The organism is Youxingia wuxianensis (genome assembly GCF_014385085.1).
GTDB classification, from domain to species: Bacteria; Bacillota; Clostridia; order Oscillospirales; family Ruminococcaceae; genus Youxingia; species Youxingia wuxianensis.
This window is the reverse complement of the sequence record NZ_JACRTD010000002.1, coordinates 356584-378922: the sequence shown is the minus strand read 5'-3', so window position 1 is coordinate 378922 and position 22339 is coordinate 356584. Positions and strand designations below refer to the sequence as shown.

The window sequence follows — 22339 nt, the reverse complement described above, 5'->3', positions numbered from 1 at the left end:
ATTTATTTCATAAGGGTTCTGCCCTTATGTATTAAAAATATCCTAAAGCGGATATCTTTAATTCCTTTTATTTTTGACATCCTTAAAACGGGATCAGCCTCCCAGGTAAGCCTTTTTGACGCTTTCGCTCTTGAGGAGCTCGGCAGCCGTATCTCCTGCCACAATATTACCCACTTCAATAATATAGCCGGTGTCCGCAATCTTCAGCGCCTGCTTTGCATTTTGCTCTATGAGAAGAATCGTCATTCCAGAATCCCGGAGTTCTTTAATAATATCGAACACCTCGCTTACCACAATCGGAGCCAGCCCCATAGACGGCTCATCCAGCAAAAGCAGTTTGGGACGGGCCATCAGCGCCCGGCAGATAACCAGCATCTGCTGCTCGCCGCCGGAGAGGGACCCGGATTTTTGATTTCTGCGTTCTTTCAGCCTTGGAAAACGTTCAAAAAAATTCTCTATATCTTTTTCTACTTCATTATCCTTACGGACAAATGCCCCCGCCTTTAAATTTTCATAGATTGTTTGCCGGGGAAATACCTTTCTCCCTTCCGGGCATTGGGAAATTCCCAGCCGGACAATCGCGTCCGTAGGCGTATTGGTAATATCTTTTCCATTAAAAATAATATTTCCGCTTACCGGGTGAAGCAGACCGGAAATTGTTTTTAACAGGGTAGTTTTCCCCGCGCCGTTAGCGCCGATTAAAGTGGTAAGCTCTCCTTCCTTGACATTGAGGGAAATACCTTTTAACGCGGAGATTTCTCCATATTTTACCGTTAAATTGTTAACTTCAAGAAGCATGGTCTTCCTCCTCTTCTTCCCTGCCAAGATAAGCCTGGATTACCTCTTCATTATTTTTTACCTTCTCCGGGGTATCTACTGTCAACAGGGTTCCGAAATTAAGCACTGCAATCCGGTCGCACAGGTTCATCATAAACTGCATGTTATGCTCGATTACGATAATATTGACTCCCCGCTTCATAATCCCTCGGATCAGTCCCATCAATTCAATGGTCTCGCTGTCGTTCATGCCGGCGCTGGGTTCATCCAACAAAATCAGTTTCGGATTGCTGGCCAGTGCCCGGCCGATTTCCACCTTCCTTTGGTAACCATAGGAAAGATTTCCGGCGGATTCCTGGGCAAACTCGTCGATTCCCAAATACTGGAGGATTTCATGGGCGTTTTTCACCGCCTGCGCTTCCTCTTGTTTTTCTTTTTTCGTGTTCATGCTGATATTCCAGATATTCGTTTTAATAACATTGTGCATTCCTACCATGATGTTATCAAGAACGCTCATCTCATTGAATACACGAATATTCTGGAAGGTCCGCGCCATCCCCTTCAGGCAGTATTGGGTGATATTCTTTCCTGTCATATCTGTTCCGCAGAAGATAACTTTCCCCTGGGTAGGACTGTCAAATCCGGAAATCACGTTAAAGAAGGTGGTTTTTCCTGCGCCGTTGGGACCGATAATTCCTAAAATTTCCCCTTCATACATGGTGAAACTTACGTCGTTGACCGCTTTCAACCCGCCGAACTGTTTAGTAATATTTGATACTTTTAAAAGTTCTTTTTTCTCAGACACCTGCATGTTCCCCCTTTCTGGCTCTTTTGCTCCAATTCTTTTTCACAAAAGCTACCAGCTGATCTTTCAGACCGCCGTCACCCATAATTCCCTTAGGGGCGAACAGCATCAATACCACCATCATAATTCCCATAAAGAGCAGGCGGTAATTGTAGAAGGAACGGGAGATTTCCGGAGCGATAATCAGGATCGCCGCGCCTACAATCGAACCAGGCAGGCTGCCAAGTCCGCCTAGAATCGCCATTTGAAGCATAATAATCGATTCATCCAGCGTATAGTTGGTGGGCGCCGTAAACATAGTATAATGAACCATCGCCGCCCCCGCCAGGCCGGTAAAAAAAGAGCCTATTACAAAGCAGAGCACTTTGTAGTTGGGAACATCGATGCCTGCGTAAGAGGCTGCGATACTGTCATCCCGGATCGCTTTAAACGCTCGTCCCACTTTGGAACGGGTAATTCTGCGAATAACAATATAACAAAGGATTAAAAGAATCAGGGAGAAATAAAACATGGATTGGTGGGAAGCCAAAGTAACTCCAAAAAAGCTTGGACGTTTGGTAGAAAGTCCAAACGCTCCATTGGTGATCGGGCGCCAGTTAATAAAGAATTTCCGGCAGATTTCACTGAATCCAATGGTGATTAATGTAAGATAGTCAAAGGAAGTATATCTGCACAAAATTCCTAACAAGCATCCGATCAGCGCTGCAAAAATCGCTCCGCCTAAAAAGCATACGATAAACGGAAGCCCCAGCCTATTAAAGGTTACTGCGGAAAAATAAGCCCCCAGCCCCGCAAATGCGGCGCGCCCAAAGTCCAGCTGACCGCAGAAGCCCACAATGAGGTTGACCGACAGTGCAATGATGGAATAAAGCATTACATTGCATATAATTTTCAAAGCGTATGTATTGGTAATATAAAATGGGATTAACAGCACCGCGACAGCAAATATCACTTTAATGATATTTACATAATTCTTCTGAATTTTCACAATGTACCCTCCTATATCTTCTCAGCAATTTCGGCAGGGAACATTCCCTTCGGTCTGATTAAAATGAACACGATAAAGATGAGCCATACAAATACGTCTTTATATGCCGATGATACATAAGCGGACACAAAAATTTCAGACAGTCCCAGCACCATCGCGCCGATGATGGAGCCTTTCAAGCTTCCGATACCGCCCCAGATCGCCGCCATCCACGCTTTCATCGTACCGTAGGAAAATCCGATCCCCATAAAAATGAACTGATAATAGGAGCAGAACAGGATGCCGCCAATTACGCCCAAGGCGGCGCCTATGCCATAAACCATAGCGATTACCTTATTGACCGGGATCCCCATCAAAGCGGCCGTGGGAATGCTTTGGGAAATACAAATAATGGATTGTCCCCATTTGGTGTATTTGAGCGCCATGCTGATCAGAACCATTAAAATAATTGCGATCGCCAAAATATACAGCTGCAGGGTACCGATCACCACGCCCCCTATGTTGATGGATTTTAATTCAAATCCCAAACTGAACGGATAGGTTTCCGCTCCCCAGATTGCCTGAATAAAGTTTCTCATAATATAGGCGATACCTACCGCCGAAATGGTAGGAACGATACGCCCCGCGTTTCTTACCGGCCGGTAAGCGAACCGCTCTACAATCAGGTTGAGGACAAAGCCTACTAGCATCCCCGCAAGAATCGCCAGCACCGGATGAATTTGCCACAACATAAGAGTATAGGTAACAAAGCAGCCCACCGCATACACATCGCCATGCGCGAAGTTGAGCTTTTCCAGGATACCGTATACCATATTGTAGCCGATAGCCAGAAGCGCGTACACGCTTCCTACACTTAATGCGTTAACTAGGTGTTGAAAAAACATCGTTAGATCTCTCCATCCTATCTTAATTGTGGCCCAAAAATATTTTTTGATTTGCTGTGATTATATCACATTATTTTTTAGATGTAAACTGTTAAATAAAACAAAATTTAATTAATAATATGTTAACATACCCCAATTTCAAACGAAAATTCTTTTCTTTTTCAATGTATTTTTTTGATTTTTTGGGGATTTTGGGGTAATTTTTCGAATTTATCAATTTTTTATCCCTATTTTTATAAAAATTTTTTTGATTTTCTACTTTACAGGTAAGATTTTTTTTGATACAATATCAAACATAAAGTAAGATTTTCTACAATGAGGTGAAAAGATGGACAACATCGTTTTTACAAAAGATGAATTTGAAAAACTCCTTACTCTTTTAGAGCTGCAGTTTGGTAAGAACTGCGAAATCGTCCTTCACGATTTGACAAAGCCCTATGACCATACGATTGAGGATATTAGAAACGGGCATATCACAGGAAGGAATATTGGAGATTGCGGAAGTAACCTTGGCCTGGAAGTAATCCGGGGCACGGTTAAGAATGGAGACAAATTTAATTACATCACCCATACCAAGGACGGAAAAATTCTGCGTTCCTCCAGTATTTATTTTCATAATAAGGAAGGCAACGCCATCGCCTCCTTGTGCATCAACTCGGATATTACCGAAACGGTAAAGTTCGAAAAATATCTTAATGATATGAATCAGTATTCCTGGGGGGAAAACGACCAAGCGGCTCACGAAGTGTTCGCCAGCAATGTAAACGAGCTGTTGGAACATTTTATTGAAGAAGCCCAGCTGGAGGTTGGAAAAGCCTTTGAAGATATGAACCGCGCGGATAAAATGGCCGTGGTCAATATCTTGGATAAAAAAGGCGCTTTCTTAATTACCAAATCCAGTGAAAAGGTCTGCGAGGTTTTGGGAATTTCCAAATTTACTCTTTACAATTATTTGGATATCCTTCGCAAATCCGATACCAGTGCAAATAGCGGTACGGAAAACGCATAAAAATTTTGCTTGCGCTTTCCGCCGACGGATATTTTATTTTTTAATTTTTATTTTATTAACAAACAGGAGGCTTCCCATGGATATTTATGAAAGACTGAGACAATTGGATTTAAAACTTCCCTCCCCTATTCCCGCACAGGGGATTTATACCCCTATTATGGAATTTCGGGATAATTTGCTGTATGGTTCTGGAATGGGGCCTAATAACGAGGGGCTTCCCCGCTATGAAGGAAAACTGGGCCAGGAGTTTAATATCGAACAGGGACAGGAAATTTCCCGGCAGGTAATTTTGAATATTCTTGCTAATATACATAGAGATATCGGTGATTTAAACAAAATTAAACGGTTTGTAAAGATGCTCGCCTTTGTTAACAGCACAGATGATTTCTGTGATCAGCCGGCCGTGGCCAATGGCGCTTCTTCCCTGCTTTGTGAGATTTTCGGCGAGGAGGCCGGTTTACCCGCTAGATCCGCTATCGGTGTAAACGTCCTTCCTGGAAATATTCCGGTAGAAATCGAATTGATCGCTGAATTAAAGGAAGAATAATATTTCAGGGGGGACCTTTTTATGTTCGCTACCCATCTTCGGTGCCGTGACTGTCAGGCCCAATATGATCTGAAAATGATGTATGCCTGTCCCAAATGCGGCGGACTGCTGGAGGTAGAATATGATCAGGCGAACTTACTAAACCCAGAACATATCCTGCATCCGGATAGTGATTTTTATGGACTTTGGAAGTTTCATCGTATGCTTCCCTTGAAGGATACAAAAAATATCGTCTCTTTAGGAGAGGGGGATACCCCTATTCTGCGGGCGGACCGAATTTCTCAGACATGGGAACTGCCTATCGATCTGTATTTAAAGGCGGAAATGCTCAATCCCAGCGGGTCTTTTAAAGACCGGCCTTCCACCATGGCGGTTTCTATGGCCAAGGAGCTGGGCCATAAAGCGGTGGTAGTGGCCTCTTCCGGAAACGCATCGGCGGCGGTGGCGTCTTATGCGGCAAGGGCTGGCATCCAATGTATTGTGTTTATTCCCAAAAGTACCGATCCGGGTAAAATCGTCCAAGCTCAGTCGTATGGCGCGAAAGTTTTTGCTGTAGACGGCACTTTCAGCGACGCTTATGACATGTCTATGAAGTGCGCTGTGGAATATGATTTTCCCAACTGTACCTCCACTTATGTTAATCCATATACTGTGGAGGCCAATAAAACAGTGGCCTATGAAATTTTTTACCAGTTGAAGGGGAATGTCCCTGATTATATTACCGTCCCCATTGGGACCGGTCCGCTGCTGGCAGGCACGTTCAAGGGATTTGAAGAGCTGCTGGCTATGGGGCTGATCACCAAACTTCCTAAAATGATAGGGGTCCAGGCCCAGCAGTGTATGCCAATTGTACGGGCTTTTACCGACGGTTCCCCTGTTTTGGCCTGGCAGGAGCCCATACATACCATTGCCGGCGGTATCGCCGATCCATTGGACGGTTATACCAAGGATGGAGAGACCACTTTAAAAGTCATCGACTTGTGCAGCGGCGCGATGGTATCTCTGACAGAAGAGGAAATCAAAAAATCTACCGACGCGGTAGAGCAATTGATCGGCCTGTATAGCGAGCCTACCGGGGCGGTATCCGTAGGAGCGGTTGAAAAGCTTTTCCATGAAAATGTTATTCCCGCCGGATCCAGCGTCGTCTGCCTTGTTACTGGTCATGGCTTTAAATTTACAAAACGCAGTTTTTCTTCTCCTAGTGTTATTCATACATTAACTGATCTTACCTTTTAATTGTTTTTGATTTTATATCTTTGCGGGGGCCTTTAAAAAGGCTCTCTATTTTTTTGTATTTTTATTTCCGTCCAAGAAATACTAAATACGAGGTGATTTTATGAAAAATTATGCCAATGGCCCCGAAATTCCTATGGGACTGGGAATGGCACTGGCGGAAAATCTACCGGCGATGGAGTATTTCTCTTCTCTATCCCCCCGCCAGCAGCAGGAGATCATCCACAAAACCCATCAAATCTCCTCTAAGGAGGAAATGCAGCAGTTTGTGGCTGGATTTACCAGCAGACCGCCTATGTAAACCAATGTATAACCCGATGAAAATTTCACATAGTAATAGCGGCAGGGTCATACCAAAGATTTTTCAAAACATGCATAACGCATGGGTATTAACCCTGTAAGGAAGGGACTAGACTCCCGTCCTTACATAGTAAGTTTGTAATTTTCATAGGACCTTGAATTTTACGTAATTATCCCAGCGCTACAACTATATTTTTTGAAGCTTTATTTGGAGACAAATCAGAGCGATGATATATAGGACGTTATGTCACAAAAAAGCAGAACAGTCTAGCGGTTCGCTAGACTGTTCTGCTTTTTCTTTGTTTCTTCCTTTTGCCGCCTATTTCATGGATACCCTTTTCTTTAAATTTCTCCCTGTTTTCCCTGAAAGCGCAGGACAAGCTTTCTTATCAGGTCCGCCGGAATCACCAAAAACGCGATCATTAGTACAACATGCAGTTCCGCTCTGGTCAAACTGGCAGTACGGAATAAGCTCCCTCCAAAATAGATCAGCAGTATCTGTACTGCGGAAACCGCCGCCATAATCACAATAAACGACCAGTTTTTCCACAAATGGGCAAATAAATTTAACCGATGCGTCCGAGCGTTAAAACTATTAAATACCCCGGAGAAAATAAATAGGGCAAAAAACGCTGTCATAAAATAAATGCTGTCCTCTTGATACCGGAAATATTCTTTTACCCATTCCAATTTTAAAAACAGTACGCACATGACGATAGTGAATAGTCCCATCCACACAATCTGGTGGATCATGGTGCTGTTGAGCACCGGTTCTTCCCTTCTCTTTGGTTTTTCCTTCATATATTCCTTCAGAGGAGGTTCCCCCGCGAAAGCAAGACCTGCTAAGGTATCCATAATAATATTAATCCATAGCATCTGTATTACTGTTACCGGTGTGTCTATCCCAATAAACGGACCGATAATAGACACCCCCACGGCGCACAGATTCATAGTCAGCTGAAAGACAATAAATTTTCGGATACTTTTAAAAATAGTCCTTCCATACAAAATCGCTTTTGCAATAGAGGCAAAGTTATTATCTAAAATCACAATATCTCCCGCCTCCTTGGCAACTTCCGTCCCGCTGCCCATAGCAAATCCCACATCCGCTTTTTTTAAGGCCGGGGCATCGTTGATCCCATCCCCAGTCATACCGGTGACCATATTCAATTCCTGCGCCAAGCGCACCAGCCTGCTTTTATCCGTGGGAAGCGCCCTGGCTACCACCCGAAGCCGTGGAAGTATTTGTTTGAGCTCCCCATCGCTCATCGAGGCCATTTCATTGCTGGTAATTACCGCATCCCCGGGACTGGAGGATGGCAAAATCCCGCTTTCTCGAGCAATTGCTACCGCTGTTTCCCGATTGTCCCCGGTGATCATAACCACCTGTACCCCTGCCTGCTGGGCCTGAGTCACGGATTTTTTCACCTGAGGGCGTATTTCGTCCCGTATTCCCACCAGTCCAATGAAGGTCATCCCTGTTAAGTCCGCAGCAGTTTTGACAGGTCCTGGAGCGGATGCAATAGCCAATACCCGAACTGCATTTTTTGTCATATCCTTCCATTTTTCATTAAGGAGAGCTTTCCCTGTGAAAGACTGTACTCTTCCTTTTTCGTCGTAATATCCTTTGCAGCCGGAAAGGATTTTTTCCGGAGCTCCTTTTACCAGATAAAGATCTTGTTCCCCTTTGATATGTACAGCGGAAAATTTCGCTTCGCTGGAGAAAGCAAGCATCTCCAGTTTTGTGTATTTTGGCGGCGCGCCGGGAAGCATATAGTCCATCAACGCCCGATCGGTGGCATTGCCTCCCAATGCGCAGCCCTGTGAAACTACGCTGGCAGTATTATAAAAACCGCTTAACTGCATCCACCGGTACAATTCCCGACAATGCCTAAAATCGCTCGCCCGTTTAAATTCTTTCCCGCTTCCTGTAATAAATCGGATAACTTCTAATTTGCCTTTGGTCAAGGTTCCGGTTTTATCAGTAAAAAGAATATTGATATTTCCGGAGGTTTCAATCCCTACCAATTTACGCACCAGCACATTGTCCTTAAGCATACGAAACATATTGGAGGAAAGTACTACGGTAATCATCATGGGAAGTCCTTCCGGTACCGCTACCACTACCACGGTAATCGCTAGAGTAGCTGCATGAAGAATATCCTCTATCAGCAGAGGCAGACATTGGATCTCTGAGAGGATTTCGCTGAGCACAAAACCATTATCAATGACAAGCGCATTAAATAAATCTGCCGCTGCTACCAGGGCCGCCGCCATATATCCCATTTTACTGATAGTGTCTGCAAGCTCTGCCAGACGTTTTTTCAAGGGGCTTTCCCGGGTTTCTTCCTGCATTTCCTGGGCCATATTCCCATAAAAGGTATGGTCCCCTACTCTGCGTACCACCATGGCGCCGTCCCCGGAACAAACTACGCTTCCACAGAATAATTGATTTTTTGCCATCAGGTCCTGCAAGGGAGCTTCCTGCAGGGAGGGAATTTTAATAGCTTCTTTGCTTTCTCCATTTAAGGCGGACTGATCCACCATCAATTCCCCGGAAATTAAAATACCGTCGGCAGGAACCTTTTCCCCCGACTGTAAAAGTACAATATCTCCTACTACAATCTCCCCTACCGGAAGTGATACAATGCCGGCGGCCCTCTTCACCCGGCAATGAATTTTTTCTGCGTCCTCCTGCAATTTTATAAAGGCGGATTCGCTTCCATATTCTGACAGGGTAGACACAAAGGTTGCCAGAAAAATAGCAATGGCAATTCCTACCGATTCGTACCAGTCAAAATTTCGAAACAGAAAAATTACATTGATCGCCAAAGCGCACAGCAAAACCTTAATAATCGGATCTCCAAAACTTGCTAAAAACTGATGGAAAAATCCGTTTCGTTTTTTCTTGGTAATATAATTTTCGCCGTGGCTGCGGCGGGAACTTTCTACCTGCGAAGGGGTCAAGCCCTTAATTGAATAGGATAGCATCCCATGGGGTTTTTCAGGCACAGGTTTCACTCCTTCATATCCGTAAAATTTTTCATCCTATACATTCTATTCCTAAAATGGGACAGTTATGTTTGTTTGTCCCGCAGCCTTCCTTTTGTTTTACTTTTTTCCGGTTCAGAGTACAAGCCGTTGCGGAATACAATTTAGTAAAAACAGAAAGGATGCGTTTAGAATATGTATGAGCATTATAAATTTCAGCTGGAACCTCTGCCTTATAATTACGACGCGCTGGAACCTTGGATTGATAGCCAAACAATGATGCTTCATCACGACCGTCACCTGCGCGCTTATGTGGAAAATCTTAACGCTGCTTTGGAAGGCTATGTACAATACCAGGGCCTTACATTGCAGCAGCTGTTGGTTTATCCTTTAAACCTGCCGCCTAAGGAATTATCCAAGGTACGCAACAATGCGGGGGGCGTGTTAAATCATCAGCTGTACTTTACCATGATGCGTCCTGGCGGCTCTTCTTCCCCCTGTCCCCGAACCCGCAGCGCCTTGGAGCGGACCTTCGGCTCCTTGGAAGCATTTCAGGATATTTTCATACAGACCGCTCTCGGACAATTTGGTTCCGGCTACGCTTGGCTGGTATGTGATCCCCAGGGGCGGCTGAAAGTCCTGCCCACCGCCAACCAGGATACCACATTGCCCATGAACCTGTATCCTATTCTGGGGGTGGACGTATGGGAGCACGCCTATTACTTAAAATATAAAAACAAACGGGCCGACTATCTTGAAAGCTGGATGCAAATCGTCAACTGGGACGTAGTGGAGCGATATTATAACGCTTACGCAAAATAAATTTCAAAACCCCCTTGACTTTAGCGATTTTACCTGTTAAAATATCACCAATGGCTAAAAGCGTTGACCAAAAACAAGTAAGGCTTACAACCCCTCTACAGAAAGCTGCCGGATGATGAGAGGCGCAGAGCTGGAGAAGCCCGAATACATTTTGAGAGCTGTGTACCCAACAGAACTGCGCGTTCCCAGTAGGCTGCATCGGGCGCGACCGTTATATCGCTGGAGTATCTGTGTTTTTCACATGTACTCGACGAGGTCCTCTGCCGTAAGGCATTGGATAAATTGAGGTGGTAACACGGAATATCGTCCGTCCTCTGAAGAAATTCAGAGGACGTTTTTTATATCCATGGAGCCAGAAGAAAGGTGCTTCTGCACCTTTACCAGGGATAGCGCGCTGGTTTCCTTCCTCTCCAAGTTTTATAAATAGGCGGAGTGATTGCAGAAACCTTTCCATGAGCAACAATAATAGTAAGGGGTTTGATGATTGTGTTTGAGAAAATTTTGATGATTGTGATCTTTTTTGCGGTGACGGTAGCCATCGGCCTATATTGCCGTAAAAATGCTTCTAATGTGGGGGACTTTGTATTGGGCGGCAGAAATGTAGGGCCCTGGGTGACTGCGTTCGCTTATGGGACTTCCTATTTTTCTTCTGTCGTGTTTGTAGGCTACGCAGGTCAGTTTGGCTGGAACTTCGGAGTGGCGGCCACCTGGATCGGCATTGGCAACGCATTAATTGGAAGCTTATTAGCCTGGGTGGTTATGGGACGGCGCACCCGGATTATGACAAAGCATTTCGAATCCGCTACTATGCCGGATTTCTTCGCCAAACGCTATGATTGTTCTTGGCTGAAAACAGTTTCTTCTGTCATTATCTTTATCTTTTTAGTGCCATATTCCGCTTCCGTATATAAAGGATTGTCCGGGTTATTTTCTATGGCCTTCGGAATCGATTTTGTATACTGTGTTATCGGAATTGCGCTCCTTACGGGCATCTATGTTGTGGTGGGCGGTTATATGGCCGCCGCTTTAAACGACTTATTCCAGGGATTTATTATGCTGGGCGGCATTGTGATGGTAGTGCTCACTGTATTAAACGGTCAAGGCGGTTTTTCCAGGGCTTTGGAGCAGCTTTCCCAAGTGCCGGTGGAGGCTGTCCCGGAGATGAACGGGGCGCTCACTTCCTTTTTTGGTCCTGATCCTATGGGGCTTCTGGGAGTTGTCATTCTCACCAGCCTTGGTACCTGGGGACTTCCTCAAATGGTACATAAATTCTATACAATCAAAAATGAAAAAGCTATTTATACGGGAACGATCATTTCTACCCTATTCGCTTTGGTGATTGCCGGAGGGTCCTATTTTATGGGGGCGTTTGGGCGGCTGTATTATACGCCCGGCCAAGATGGAAAGGTGATATTTGATTCCATTGTTCCACAGATGCTGGGGGATTGCCTGCCGGATATTTTGATCGGCGTAGTTATGATCTTGGTGCTTTCCGCTTCTATGTCTACTCTATCCTCTTTGGTCATCGCGTCTAGCTCTACCTTTACCCTGGACTTTATCAAGGGTATTTGGATAAAGGATATGAAAGCCAAAACCCAGGTAGCAATGATCAAAGTGCTGTGTGGATTTTTTATAGTGCTTTCTGTGCTCATCGCTCTCAATCCCAATAATCTGATTACTTCCCTGATGTCCCTCTCCTGGGGCGCTTTGGCAGGATCTTTTTTAGGACCGTTTATCTACGGGCTGTTTTGGAAGGGCACTACCAAATTGGGTGTTTGGGCCAGCTTTATTACTGGTATTGGCATCAATGTGGTCAATCTTCTTTCCCCATTTACTGCACCCACTTCTGCAGGCGCGCTGTCTATGATCGTATCTTTGTTGATTGTACCGCTGGTTAGCCTGATCACGCCAAAGCTGTCCAAAAATCATATCCAGGAAACATTCTCCTGTTATGATGAAAAAATTCCGGTATCTCACAAGTTTGCGCTGGACGAAGTTTCTGAATAAAAAACAAAAGAGATTAGACAAAAAAAGGTCTAATCTCTTTTTGTATTTTATGGAAAATAACAGACAACTTCTTATTGAATTGTTACAAAAACCATGATATAATTTTGTACAAATAAAATACTAATTACTGATCTCAGATATTTGCCCAAAGACGTGTGAATATTTGATAGTTGACTGTGCGGCTTTATGTCTGCCGTCTACTTTCTATAATACGTGTGAAGGGTTGTGTTTTTATGTTATCAGTAAATAAGTATCGTTCCCATACTTGTGGTGAACTAAGTGAAAAAGAAATTGGGAAAATGGCACGTGTAGCAGGCTGGGTGGATACCATCCGTGATCATGGCGGCGTGCTGTTTATCGATATAAGAGATCAATATGGTACCGTTCAGTTAGTGCTCAAAGATGACACTATGCTGGACGGTATTTCTAAAGAGTGCGTTATTTCTGCTTATGGCAAGGTAGTTCTCCGGGATGAGGAAACAATTAATCCTAAAATCTCCACCGGTACTATTGAAATTCGGGTGGAGGAAATTGCTGTACTAGGAAAGGTAACCTCCCCTTTGCCTTTTGAGGTTTCTTCCTCCCCCCAAACCAAGGAAGAGGTCCGGCTGAAATATCGTTACCTGGATTTAAGAAACAAAAAAGTACACGATAATATTGTGAAGCGCTCTCAGATTATCCGCTTTTTACGCAACAAGATGGCTGATCTTGGCTTTTTAGAAATTCAAACCCCTATCTTGACCGCGTCCTCCCCCGAGGGAGCAAGAGACTACCTGATTCCCAGCAGAAAACACCAGGGAAAATTTTACGCGCTGCCCCAGGCGCCCCAGCAGTTTAAGCAGCTGCTTATGGTGGGCGGATTTGACAGGTACTTTCAGATTGCGCCTTGTTTTCGTGATGAAGACGCCAGGGCGGACCGTTCCCCTGGAGAATTTTATCAGCTGGATTTTGAAATGGCCTTCGCTACCCAGGAGGATGTTTTCCAGGTAGCGGAACAGGTGCTATCAGAAACTTTCAAAAAGTTTTCCGACCGAACCGTATCCGAAGCCCCTTTTCCTCGGATTACCTATGAAGAAGCCATGGAAAAATACGGTACAGACAAGCCGGATCTTCGCAATCCGCTGACGATCATTGATATCAGCGATATGTTCGTGGAAAGCGATTTTGCCCCTTTTCGCAAAAAGACCGTCCGGGCGATTAATGTTCCCGACTGTGCCTGCCAGCCTAAAAGCTTTTTTGAAAGCATGTTTGATTATGCCACCGCTATAGGTATGAAAGGCCTGGGATACATTAAAGTAGATGAACAGATGAAATACAACGGCCCTATTGATAAATTTCTTACTCCGGAAGATCGTATTGAGCTGGCCCGCCGCGCAGGACTAAAACCCGGCTGTGTGCTGTATTTTATCGCCGACAATAAAACACAGGCGGCAAAGTTTGCCGGCCATATCCGTACGGAACTGGCCCGCCGCTTGGATCTTTTGGAAAAGGACGCTTATCGCATGTGTTTTATTGTGGATTTCCCTATGTATGAAATTGAAGAGAACAGCGGAGAGCTTATTTTTACCCACAACCCTTTTTCCATGCCCCAAGGCGGCCTGGAAGCTCTCAGCGGTAAGGACCCGTTGGAGGTGCTGGCTTATCAGTACGATATTGTCTGTAACGGTGTGGAGCTTTCCTCCGGCGCGGTAAGAAACCACGACCTCGAAACTATGATAAAAGCGTTCGAAATTGCGGGTTATACACAGGAGGAATTAAAAAACAAATTTGGAGCTTTGTATCAGGCATTTCAATTCGGCGCACCGCCTCATGCGGGAATGGCTCCTGGGATTGACCGCATGGTAATGCTCTTAACGGATGAGGAAAACATCCGGGAGGTTATTGCGTTCCCTATGAACAGCAATGCACAGGATGTTATGATGAACGCTCCCTGCCCAGTGAGCGAACAACAGCTGCGTGAGGACCATATAAAGCTACGATAATAAAAAGGAGGGAATTTTCATGGTTACACGGGATGAAATTATGGAGATCGCACTGCTTTCCAAGCTATATGTACCACAGGAAGAACTGGATCAGCTTACGGAAGATATGGCTAATATCATCGCTTTCGCCGATACCATCAATACTGCCGGCAGCGATACGCAGGAGTTTGACAATATCAATCATCTTTCAAATGTATTCCGTGAAGATGCGGTGGTTCCCTCTTATGAGAGGGAGCTGATCTTAAAAAATGTGGACGGCGGAGAAAATGGCTATTTCCCCGTCAAAAAAAGAGGTTAGTTTCAAAATGAGTATAAAAAAATTACATTCCATGCTCTTATCTAAAGAGTTTTCCTGCAAAGAGCTGACCCAGGCATATTTGGACGCGGTACAAAGAGAAAACAGCCATATTAACGCTTATATAAAAGCAACTCCCGAAACTGCTCTGTCCGCCGCCAAAAAGGTGGATGAAAAGCTTGCCAGAGGCGAGGAGCTTCTTCCTTTAGAGGGCATTCCCATGACTCTCAAAGACAATATTTCCACGAAAGATATTGAAACCACCTGTTGTTCCAATATTTTAAAGGGGTATATCCCCATCTATGACGCTACCGTTTGGCAGATCCTTCAAAAGCAAAATGCTGTACTTCTTGGAAAAACCAATATGGATGAATTTGCAATGGGGTCTTCCTGTGAAACTTCCTGTTTTGGCGGAGCAAAAAATCCACACAATATCTCTCATGTAGCCGGCGGCAGTTCCGGAGGAGCCGCCGCTGCGGTTGCCGGCAATCTAGCGGTGTACGGGCTTGGTTCGGATACCGGCGGTTCTATCCGCCAGCCGGCCAGTTTCTGCGGCATCGTAGGAATGAAACCTACCTATGGTACAGTATCCCGTTACGGATTGATTGCCTACGCATCCAGCTTGGATCAAATCGGGCCAATCGCCTCCTGTGTAGAAGACGCAGCGCTGGTCTATGACGCTATCGCCCAATATGATCCTATGGACAGCACCTCTCAAGGAAAAAAAGCGCCTGTATCCGGCAATCTGGGCCAGAGCCTGAAAGGTAAAAAAATAGGGGTTCCCCGGGAATACTTTGACGGTGTGCGAAAAGAGGTATCCTTTGCTTTGCAGCAAGCGCTTAAAGTATATGAAAGTTTAGGCGTCCAAATGGTCTATTTCGATCTGCCTGTGCTGAAATACGCTCTGCCTGTATATTATATCCTCGCCTGCGCGGAAGCCTCCTCCAATCTGGGACGGTATGACGGCATCCGGTACGGATATAAAACCCAACACTATAATGGGATTCATGAAATGATCTGTAAAACTAGAAGCGAAGGGTTTGGTGCGGAAGTGAAACGCAGGATTTTGCTGGGGAACTATGTGCTTAGTTCCGGGTATTACGATGCTTATTATAAAAAAGCACAAAACCTGCGGGGTTCTATCATTCAGGCATTTAAAAATGCTTTTGCACAATGCGACGTTATTTTATCCCCAACTGTCCCTATGACCGCTTTTAAGGAAGGCTTTTCTTCTCAGGATCAAGTGGAAACCTATCTAACCGATATCTGCACCGTACCGGTAAATATCGCCGGCCTGCCTGCGATTTCCATTCCCTGCGGATTTGACGGCAGTGGGTTGCCTATTGGTATGCAGTTAATTGGAGATACCTTCTGCGAAGAAACTATTTTAAACGCCGCCTACTGCTTTGAGCAGGAAACCAAAACAGAAACTTTAAAACAGGTTCCGATGGGGGTGCGGTTATGAAATATGAAATGGTTGCCGGTCTGGAAACCCATGTGGAGCTTTCCACTAAAACAAAAATTTTCTGCGGCTGTACCACACAGTTCGGCAGTGAACCCAATACCCACTGCTGTCCTATTTGCATCGGTCTGCCAGGCACCTTGCCCAAACTGAACAAAACCGCGGTGGATTATGCCATTTTAGCGGGACTCGCCACCAACTGCAAAATCAACTCTATTTCAAAAATGGACCGAAAAAATTATGTCTATCCTGATCTTTCTAAAGCGTATCAGGTTTCTCAATACGACAAACCTCTGTGCTATGGGGGATATATCACCCTTTCCAACGGCAGAACCATACGCATTACTCGTATCCACATTGAAGAAGACGCAGGTAAGTTGGTCCATGAGCGGGGAGACACTTATGTGGATTATAACCGGGCGGGAGTCCCGCTGATTGAAATCGTTACCGAGCCGGATATACGCAGTGTAGACGAAGTCCGGGAATATGTGGAAAAGCTTCAACTGATCATGAAATACATTGGAATCTCCGATTGTAAAATGCAGGAAGGTTCTTTGCGATGTGATGTGAATATTTCTGTGCGTCCCCAAGGAAGCGAAACTTTGGGTACCCGTACAGAAATTAAAAACATGAACTCTTTTACCTTTATGGAAAAGGCCATCAGGTATGAGTTTGAGCGGCAGGTAGATCTGGTGGAAAATGGTGAAAAAATAATTCAGGAAACTCGCCGCTTCGATGAATCCCAAGGGATAACCGAAAGTATGCGAAGCAAAGAGGACGCCCATGACTACCGGTATTTTCGGGAGCCGGATCTGGTGACAATCATCACCAGCCAGCAGGAGGTGTCGCGCCTGGAGGGTCTCTTACCGGAACTGCCCGACGCAAAGCTTTCCCGGTATATAGAAGTGTATGCCCTTTCTCCCAAAGACGCGGTCTTGCTTACGAAATACCGCAGAGTGGCGCAATTTTTTGATCGGGCGGTAGACGGTATTGCCAATCCCAAGTTTGCCGTTAACTTGATCCTAGGCCAGATTTTCTCTCGCCTGCCTTCGGACAGCGACAAGGAAAACTTTGATATTAAAGTTTCCCCAGAAAACTTTCATGAGCTGTTGATGCTTCTGGACAGTGGAAAAATAAGAATGAACCTGGCCAAAACCGTTTTAGACTCCATGTTGGATACAGGCGGAAAAGCAGAGGAATTGATTTCCGAGGAAGACCTTGCCGGGTTGGAGGAAAGCGCTCTGCAGGAGGTTTGCCAGAAGATAATCGATGAAAATCCAGCGGCGGTGTCTGACTATCTTTCCGGTAAAGAGAAAGCGGTAAAATCCTTGGTAGGAGGCGTGATGAAAGCTACCAAAGGCCGAGCGGACGCCGCGGCTGCCCAGGAAGTTTTAATAAAACTGATGAAAAATTAAAGTATTACCTTGAAAAAACCCCCGGTCGACGGATGCCGACCGGGGGCTTTTTAAAAAGAAAACTATGAAAATTAGTAGTTTCTGGCAAGCAACTGGAAGTATGCCTGAGGATGTTCGCAGACCGGGCAGACTTGCGGAGCATTTTTACCGATGACAATATGTCCGCAGTTGGAACACTGCCAGATCATGTCGCCGTCTCTGGAGAATACCAAACCGCCTTCTACATTGGCCAGAAGTTTGCGGTATCTTTCTTCGTGTTCTTTTTCAATTTTCGCTACTTCTTCAAACAGGAAAGCAATTTTATCAAAGCCTTCTTCTTTCGCTTCTTTCGCGAATCCAGCATACATATCGGTCCATTCGTAATTTTCGCCTTCTGCAGCGTCCTTCAGATTCGCAGCAGTATCAGGCATGCCGTCATGGAGAAGTTTAAACCAAAGTTCTGCATGCTCTTTTTCATTAGCAGCAGTTTCCAGGAACAGATTGGAAATCTGGACATAACCTTCTTTTTTCGCTTTGGAAGCGTAGAAGGTATATTTGTTTCTTGCCTGGGATTCCCCAGCAAATGCGGTCATTAAGTTGGCTTCTGTTTTGGTCCCTTTTAAACTTTTCATAGATATCTACCTCTTTCTTTTATTTAATAAAATTATTTTTCTTTACTGCATTCTTTACAAATTCCTTCAATCAGAAGCTGATGGCGGCTTACACAAAATCCCGTTTTCGCCCTGATCTGCCTGTCAAAATCACGGAAAATATCAAGCTCTACATCATATACCTTCCCGCAGTGAGTACACAGCATATGATAATGTTCATCGAGTCTGCCATCAAACCGGTCGCTTCCTCCCGGCATTGTCAATTTTGTGAGAATACCATTTTCCGCCAACAGATTGAGATTGCGGTAAACGGTCCCCAGGCTAATCGTCGGATTTTTGGCCCGAACCAGGCTGTAAACATCGTCGGCCGTTGGATGTATCGGATGTGCCATCACCGTGTCCTGGATCATCTCGCGCTGTTTAGAGTATTTCAAAACGCATCACTAATCCTTACTGGTGGATTTGATTTAAATAATAGTAATTGTTACTATTATTATTTCTGTAAATATATTATCACTTCCTTCTGAGAATGTCAAGAGCAAAAATAAAAAAACCAGGATAAAATTTATCCTGGTTTTCTTCACTGCCCTAAATATAAAAATCTGGGCGTCCTTTTGCCCTCAAACTCCACATCTTCCAAAAACATTTCTACCGGCCGTATCCATAGCTCTTTTTCTCCGTAAAGCTGCCTGTATACCACCAATTCTTCTAAGGTTTCGCTGTGCCGGGCAATCCCCAGCACCTCATATTCTTTTCCCTTAAAATGGCGGTATCTCCCCAGACGCAGCTCCCTCTTTTCTGGTTGTACACTTTTCTGCGCTTTTGGCGCCGTTGCCTGCACCAATATTCTGGCGCTATAGCCGGGGATGGCCATACTGATTAGCCCATTGTTTGGAGCAAACACATCCTCCGGATGAAGAGTATCATATAGTTTTTCTTCCCCCGTCACTTTAAACTCTACCCGCTCTTCTCCATTGTCTAAATTAAGAGCCACATATACTGTCTGAGTGCCGTCATACCGCTTAAATACCAGCTGGCGGTTCTTAACCAGTATCTGCTCATATTCCCCATATTTCAAGGCGGGATAATCCCGGCGAATTTCTCCCAGCCGGGACAGATGCTCCAGCAGACGGTAATTGGCGTCCGGGATGCCACCTAACTCCAGGCAAGGCCGCAGAGGGGCGTCCGACCCGCCTTGTTTTACCCCCTTAATCCCCCACTCACTTCCGTAATAAAGGGAAGGAACTCCCGGAATAGTATAAAGCAGTGTGTAAGTGTTATAAATATGCTCCGGGGTTTTTAACATACTTGCAAGCCGGTTGACATCATGGTTATCCACAAAATTATAGGTATAAATATTACGGTATATTCCGCCGCTGCCAAACTGCCGGTTCAAAGAATAGGCAATCTCAAAATAATTGTAATCGTTGTGAGAGGAATACAGCCCTTTAGCACATTCGTAGTTGGTGACGGAATCCAGCATCTCTGGATTGGCCCATTGGTTGTAGTCCCCATGGATCACTTCTCCCATCAGCCAAAAATCATCTTTTTTACCTTTGGCAAACGTGCGCAAACATTTAAAAAATTCCGGATCTACACAATCCGCCGCATCCAGACGCAAGCCGTCGATTTTGAACTCTTCTATCCAAGCACCTACCGCCCCCAGCAAATGTTCTACCACTTGGGAGTTTTTTAGATTTAACTTCACCAGATTAAAATGCCCTTGCCAGCTTTCGTACCAGAAAGGGTCCCCCATAGGGTTCCCGCTTCCAAAGTTCAAATTGGCAAACCAATCGCAATAAGGCGAGCTCTGTCCGTATTTACGTACTTCTTCAAAAGCCCAAAATTTTCGGCCTACATGATTAAATACCCCATCCAGTACAATACGGATACCGTTTTCATGGAGAACGTCGCATACGCGCTTAAAATCTTCATTTGTTCCAAGCCGACGGTCGATTTTATAATAGTCGACGGTATCGTAGCCATGTTCTACCGATTCAAATACCGGCCCGAAATAGATCGCGTTCACTCCCAGATTTTTTAAATGGGGAAGCCAGCTTAACACCTTATCGATCCGACATATCGTATCCCCCTGACTATTTTCCTGCGGCGCGCCACAAAATCCCAGCGGGTAAATATGATAAAAAATCGTCTCTTTTACCCAATCGCTCATAATAATCTCCTTTTACTCCAACGTAATTTGTGCATATCTTCCCTGTACCGCTGTCAATAAATCGTTGGGCGCCAGCTCTATCTGGCATCCAATTTTCCCCCCGCTGACAATTATTTTCTCTAACTCCTGTGCATCCTGAGAAAACACAGTAGCAAACAGTTTTTTCATTCCTACCGGGGAACATCCGCCCCGGATATATCCGGTAATTTTGTTAATCTCGTTGACATGGAGCATCTCTACGGATTTTTCCCCTACCGCTTTTGCCGCTTTTTTTAAATTCAACTCTTTGGCCACCGGGATGACAAAAACATAAAATTCCCCGCTGTTCCCCCGGGTAACCAGCGTTTTATATACCCGTGTGATATCTTTCCCGATTTTTTTCGCTGCACTAATGCCGTCAATTTTTCCATCTCCGGCATCATAATAATAAACTTCATAGGAAATTTTTTCTTTTTCCAACATCCGCATAGCATTTGTTTTTACCTGCGTCATTTATCCTCACTCCCTTTATTCTTTCCATGAGACAATAACAAACAAAGGAGACGTGCCACGCACATCTCCCCTATTTTTTCTTTAAAGTCCCAAATACGCTTTTTTCACTTTGTCATCCGCCAACATATCCTGGGCGTTTCCTTCCATTACCACATTACCGGTTTCCAGCACATACGCCCGGTTAGCGATAGAAAGAGCCATTTTTGCGTTCTGCTCCACTAGCAGGATAGTCATGCCGTTGTGGTTAAGTTCCTGAATAATATGAAAAATTTCTTTTACCAGCAGAGGAGAAAGCCCCATAGACGGCTCATCCATCAGCATAATTTGGGGCTTGGACATCATGGCCCGGCCAATAGCCAGCATCTGCTGCTCGCCACCAGAGAGGGTTCCCGCCGCTTGTTTATACCGCTCTTTCAGCCGCGGAAAATGGGAGTATACTTGCTCAATATCCTGAGCAATCTGCTCGTTATCCCCACGGATAAACGCCCCTATTTCCAAGTTTTCTTTTACTGTCATTTGAGAAAAAATCCGTCGTCCTTCCGGTACATGAGCCATCCCAAGGGTGACAATCTTCGCCGGATCAGTAGTAAGCAGGTTTGTCCCTTCCAAAAACACCTCTCCGGATGTAGCCTTTTTCAGTCCGGTGATGGTGTGAAGGATCGTCGTTTTTCCTGCGCCATTGGCGCCAATCAGAGATACAATTTCTCCCTGATGCACCTCTAAGCTGACATTATGAATCGCATGGATCGCTCCATAGGACACATTTAAATTAGTTACCTTCAGCATCGGTCTGCCCTCCTATTCTCCAAGATATGCTCCTATAACCTTCGGATTATTTGCTACCTCTTTTGGAGTGCCTTTCGCGATAATCATGCCATAATCGATTACCACGATTCGCTCACAGATGCTCATAACCAGGCTCATATCATGTTCGATCAGCAAAATAGCGATATTAAACTTATCCCGGATAATACGAATGGCTTCCATCAGTTCTGCCGTTTCCGTGGGATTCATTCCCGCCGCCGGCTCATCTAAAAGCAAAATCTTCGGATTCGTAGCTAACGCCCGGGCAATCTCCAGTTTTCTTTGCTGACCATAAGGAAGATTACAGGCAATCTTATCTGCCGCATCCTGCATATTGAAAACCGACAACAGTTCCCGCGCCTTTTGGTCAATTTCCTCTTCTTCCCTCCAGTAGCCGCCGGTGCGAAGTATTGCCTGGAAAATACCATACTTCATATTCTGATTAAACGCCACTTTTACATTTCCCAGTACTGTCAGATTCTTAAATAACCGAATATTCTGAAAAGTCCGGGCAATTCCCGCTTTAGCCATCTGATGGGGTTTTTTATCCTTCATCTCTTGGCCATCCAGCTCTATACGGCCTTCCGTAGGCTGATAAACGCCGGTAAGAAGATTAAAAACAGTGGTCTTTCCCGCACCGTTAGGTCCAATCAGGCCAACCAGCTCATTGGGAGCAATGGAAATATTAAAATCCTCTACCGCTTTCAGTCCCCCGAAAGTAATGCCGAGATGTTCTGTTTTTAAAACAGGCGTGGTATCAATA

At 45.0% G+C, this 22339-nt stretch carries 21 protein-coding genes and 1 other annotated feature; of the genes, 10 read left to right on the top strand and 11 right to left on the bottom strand.

Translation table 11 applies throughout. The annotated features are described in order from the left end of the window. Positions 1–93: 93 nt before the first annotated feature. From H8705_RS04085 to H8705_RS04070, 4 genes are read right to left on the bottom strand one after another with little or no spacing between them, the layout of a single operon-like run. Positions 94–798, bottom strand: a complete 705-nt coding sequence (locus H8705_RS04085) for an ABC transporter ATP-binding protein (protein WP_262394580.1) — start codon at positions 796–798, stop codon at positions 94–96. Next, a complete protein-coding gene (locus H8705_RS04080) occupies positions 788–1582 on the bottom strand; it encodes an ABC transporter ATP-binding protein (RefSeq protein WP_262394579.1) in 795 nt (264 codons plus the stop codon). The genes H8705_RS04085 and H8705_RS04080 overlap by 11 nt, the downstream gene beginning before the upstream one ends. Then, positions 1575–2570 carry a branched-chain amino acid ABC transporter permease gene (locus H8705_RS04075; protein WP_262394578.1) on the bottom strand — a complete coding sequence of 332 codons (996 nt, stop codon included), beginning with the start codon at positions 2568–2570 and terminating at the stop codon, positions 1575–1577. Before H8705_RS04075 ends, H8705_RS04080 begins: the two co-directional genes overlap by 8 nt. An 11-nt stretch (positions 2571–2581) precedes the next feature. Next, positions 2582–3454: a branched-chain amino acid ABC transporter permease gene (locus H8705_RS04070; protein WP_262394577.1), complete on the bottom strand. Its 873-nt coding sequence runs from the start codon at positions 3452–3454 to the stop codon at positions 2582–2584. Positions 3455–3782: 328 nt separating this feature from the next. On the opposite strand from H8705_RS04070, the gene H8705_RS04065 reads away from it, so the two are divergent. The 4 genes from H8705_RS04065 to H8705_RS04050 all read left to right on the top strand — a co-directional run bounded on the left by H8705_RS04065 (position 3783) and on the right by H8705_RS04050 (position 6544). Further along, positions 3783–4463: a helix-turn-helix transcriptional regulator gene (locus H8705_RS04065; RefSeq protein ID WP_262394576.1), complete on the top strand. Its 681-nt coding sequence runs from the start codon at positions 3783–3785 to the stop codon at positions 4461–4463. A 76-nt stretch (positions 4464–4539) separates the two neighbouring features. Continuing rightward, positions 4540–5010, top strand: coding sequence for a RidA family protein (locus tag H8705_RS04060; protein WP_262394575.1), 471 nt, complete (start codon positions 4540–4542; stop codon positions 5008–5010). 21 nt (positions 5011–5031) lie between these two features. Further along, positions 5032–6246 carry a threonine synthase gene (gene thrC, locus H8705_RS04055; RefSeq protein ID WP_262394574.1) on the top strand — a complete coding sequence of 405 codons (1215 nt, stop codon included), beginning with the start codon at positions 5032–5034 and terminating at the stop codon, positions 6244–6246. 100 nt (positions 6247–6346) lie between these two features. Then, a complete protein-coding gene (locus tag H8705_RS04050; RefSeq protein ID WP_262394573.1) occupies positions 6347–6544 on the top strand; it encodes a hypothetical protein in 198 nt (65 codons plus the stop codon). 341 nt (positions 6545–6885) lie between these two features. Here the strand turns inward: H8705_RS04050 and H8705_RS04045 are convergent, their stop codons facing one another. After that, positions 6886–9555 (bottom strand): calcium-translocating P-type ATPase, PMCA-type, encoded by a 2670-nt coding sequence (locus H8705_RS04045; RefSeq protein ID WP_262394572.1) that lies wholly within the window; start codon positions 9553–9555, stop codon positions 6886–6888. A gap of 174 nt (positions 9556–9729) precedes the next feature. Here H8705_RS04045 and H8705_RS04040 point away from each other — a divergent pair, with 174 nt between their 5' ends. From H8705_RS04040 to gatB, 6 genes are all read left to right on the top strand, one after another. Then, complete coding sequence (locus tag H8705_RS04040; RefSeq protein ID WP_262394571.1) at positions 9730–10356, top strand: superoxide dismutase; 627 nt, start codon at positions 9730–9732, stop codon at positions 10354–10356. Positions 10357–10410: 54 nt separating this feature from the next. Next, positions 10411–10674, top strand: a binding site (T-box leader). Between the two features lie 162 nt (positions 10675–10836). Next, positions 10837–12363, top strand: coding sequence for a sodium:solute symporter family transporter (locus tag H8705_RS04035; protein ID WP_392392065.1), 1527 nt, complete (start codon positions 10837–10839; stop codon positions 12361–12363). Positions 12364–12596: 233 nt separating this feature from the next. Next, complete coding sequence (gene aspS, locus H8705_RS04030; RefSeq protein ID WP_262394569.1) at positions 12597–14345, top strand: aspartate--tRNA ligase; 1749 nt, start codon at positions 12597–12599, stop codon at positions 14343–14345. Between the two features lie 19 nt (positions 14346–14364). Further along, positions 14365–14643, top strand: a complete 279-nt coding sequence (locus H8705_RS04025; RefSeq protein WP_262394568.1) for an Asp-tRNA(Asn)/Glu-tRNA(Gln) amidotransferase subunit GatC — start codon at positions 14365–14367, stop codon at positions 14641–14643. A 7-nt stretch (positions 14644–14650) separates the two neighbouring features. Further along, on the top strand, positions 14651–16105 hold the full coding sequence (gene gatA / locus H8705_RS04020; RefSeq protein WP_262394567.1) for an Asp-tRNA(Asn)/Glu-tRNA(Gln) amidotransferase subunit GatA: 1455 nt from the start codon (positions 14651–14653) through the stop codon (positions 16103–16105). Then, on the top strand, positions 16102–17517 hold the full coding sequence (gene gatB, locus H8705_RS04015; RefSeq protein WP_262394566.1) for an Asp-tRNA(Asn)/Glu-tRNA(Gln) amidotransferase subunit GatB: 1416 nt from the start codon (positions 16102–16104) through the stop codon (positions 17515–17517). The genes gatA and gatB overlap by 4 nt, the downstream gene beginning before the upstream one ends. A gap of 71 nt (positions 17518–17588) precedes the next feature. Here gatB and rbr read toward each other — a convergent pair whose 3' ends face one another. The 6 genes from rbr to H8705_RS03985 all read right to left on the bottom strand — a co-directional run bounded on the left by rbr (position 17589) and on the right by H8705_RS03985 (position 22338). Beyond that, entirely contained in the window at positions 17589–18128 is a 540-nt protein-coding gene (gene rbr / locus H8705_RS04010) for a rubrerythrin (RefSeq protein ID WP_262394565.1), read from the bottom strand. Between the two features lie 32 nt (positions 18129–18160). Next, the gene (locus tag H8705_RS04005) at positions 18161–18541 is read right to left on the bottom strand and encodes a Fur family transcriptional regulator (RefSeq protein ID WP_262394564.1); all 381 of its coding nucleotides are present in this window, start codon (positions 18539–18541) and stop codon (positions 18161–18163) included. A 146-nt stretch (positions 18542–18687) separates the two neighbouring features. Beyond that, positions 18688–20280 (bottom strand): DUF1653 domain-containing protein, encoded by a 1593-nt coding sequence (locus tag H8705_RS04000; protein WP_262394563.1) that lies wholly within the window; start codon positions 20278–20280, stop codon positions 18688–18690. A gap of 12 nt (positions 20281–20292) precedes the next feature. Beyond that, positions 20293–20772, bottom strand: a complete 480-nt coding sequence (gene ybaK, locus H8705_RS03995) for a Cys-tRNA(Pro) deacylase (RefSeq protein ID WP_262394562.1) — start codon at positions 20770–20772, stop codon at positions 20293–20295. Between the two features lie 81 nt (positions 20773–20853). Next, positions 20854–21558: an ABC transporter ATP-binding protein gene (locus tag H8705_RS03990; RefSeq protein WP_262394561.1), complete on the bottom strand. Its 705-nt coding sequence runs from the start codon at positions 21556–21558 to the stop codon at positions 20854–20856. Between the two features lie 12 nt (positions 21559–21570). Continuing rightward, the gene (locus H8705_RS03985) at positions 21571–22338 is read right to left on the bottom strand and encodes an ABC transporter ATP-binding protein (protein WP_262394604.1); all 768 of its coding nucleotides are present in this window, start codon (positions 22336–22338) and stop codon (positions 21571–21573) included. Position 22339 lies beyond the last annotated feature (1 nt).

Coding starts and splice junctions, on each gene's coding strand:
- H8705_RS04025 (WP_262394568.1), top strand. CDS start 14,365: ATGGTTACACGGGATGAAATTATGGAGATCGCACTGCTTTCCAAGCTA.
- thrC (WP_262394574.1), top strand. CDS start 5,032: ATGTTCGCTACCCATCTTCGGTGCCGTGACTGTCAGGCCCAATATGAT.
- H8705_RS04050 (WP_262394573.1), top strand. CDS start 6,347: ATGAAAAATTATGCCAATGGCCCCGAAATTCCTATGGGACTGGGAATG.
- gatB (WP_262394566.1), top strand. CDS start 16,102: ATGAAATATGAAATGGTTGCCGGTCTGGAAACCCATGTGGAGCTTTCC.
- gatA (WP_262394567.1), top strand. CDS start 14,651: ATGAGTATAAAAAAATTACATTCCATGCTCTTATCTAAAGAGTTTTCC.
- rbr (WP_262394565.1), bottom strand. CDS start 18,128: ATGAAAAGTTTAAAAGGGACCAAAACAGAAGCCAACTTAATGACCGCA.
- H8705_RS04040 (WP_262394571.1), top strand. CDS start 9,730: ATGTATGAGCATTATAAATTTCAGCTGGAACCTCTGCCTTATAATTAC.
- aspS (WP_262394569.1), top strand. CDS start 12,597: ATGTTATCAGTAAATAAGTATCGTTCCCATACTTGTGGTGAACTAAGT.
- H8705_RS04035 (WP_392392065.1), top strand. CDS start 10,837: ATGATTGTGTTTGAGAAAATTTTGATGATTGTGATCTTTTTTGCGGTG.
- ybaK (WP_262394562.1), bottom strand. CDS start 20,772: ATGACGCAGGTAAAAACAAATGCTATGCGGATGTTGGAAAAAGAAAAA.
- H8705_RS04000 (WP_262394563.1), bottom strand. CDS start 20,280: ATGAGCGATTGGGTAAAAGAGACGATTTTTTATCATATTTACCCGCTG.
- H8705_RS03990 (WP_262394561.1), bottom strand. CDS start 21,558: ATGCTGAAGGTAACTAATTTAAATGTGTCCTATGGAGCGATCCATGCG.
- H8705_RS04065 (WP_262394576.1), top strand. CDS start 3,783: ATGGACAACATCGTTTTTACAAAAGATGAATTTGAAAAACTCCTTACT.
- H8705_RS04085 (WP_262394580.1), bottom strand. CDS start 798: ATGCTTCTTGAAGTTAACAATTTAACGGTAAAATATGGAGAAATCTCC.
- H8705_RS04060 (WP_262394575.1), top strand. CDS start 4,540: ATGGATATTTATGAAAGACTGAGACAATTGGATTTAAAACTTCCCTCC.
- H8705_RS04070 (WP_262394577.1), bottom strand. CDS start 3,454: ATGTTTTTTCAACACCTAGTTAACGCATTAAGTGTAGGAAGCGTGTAC.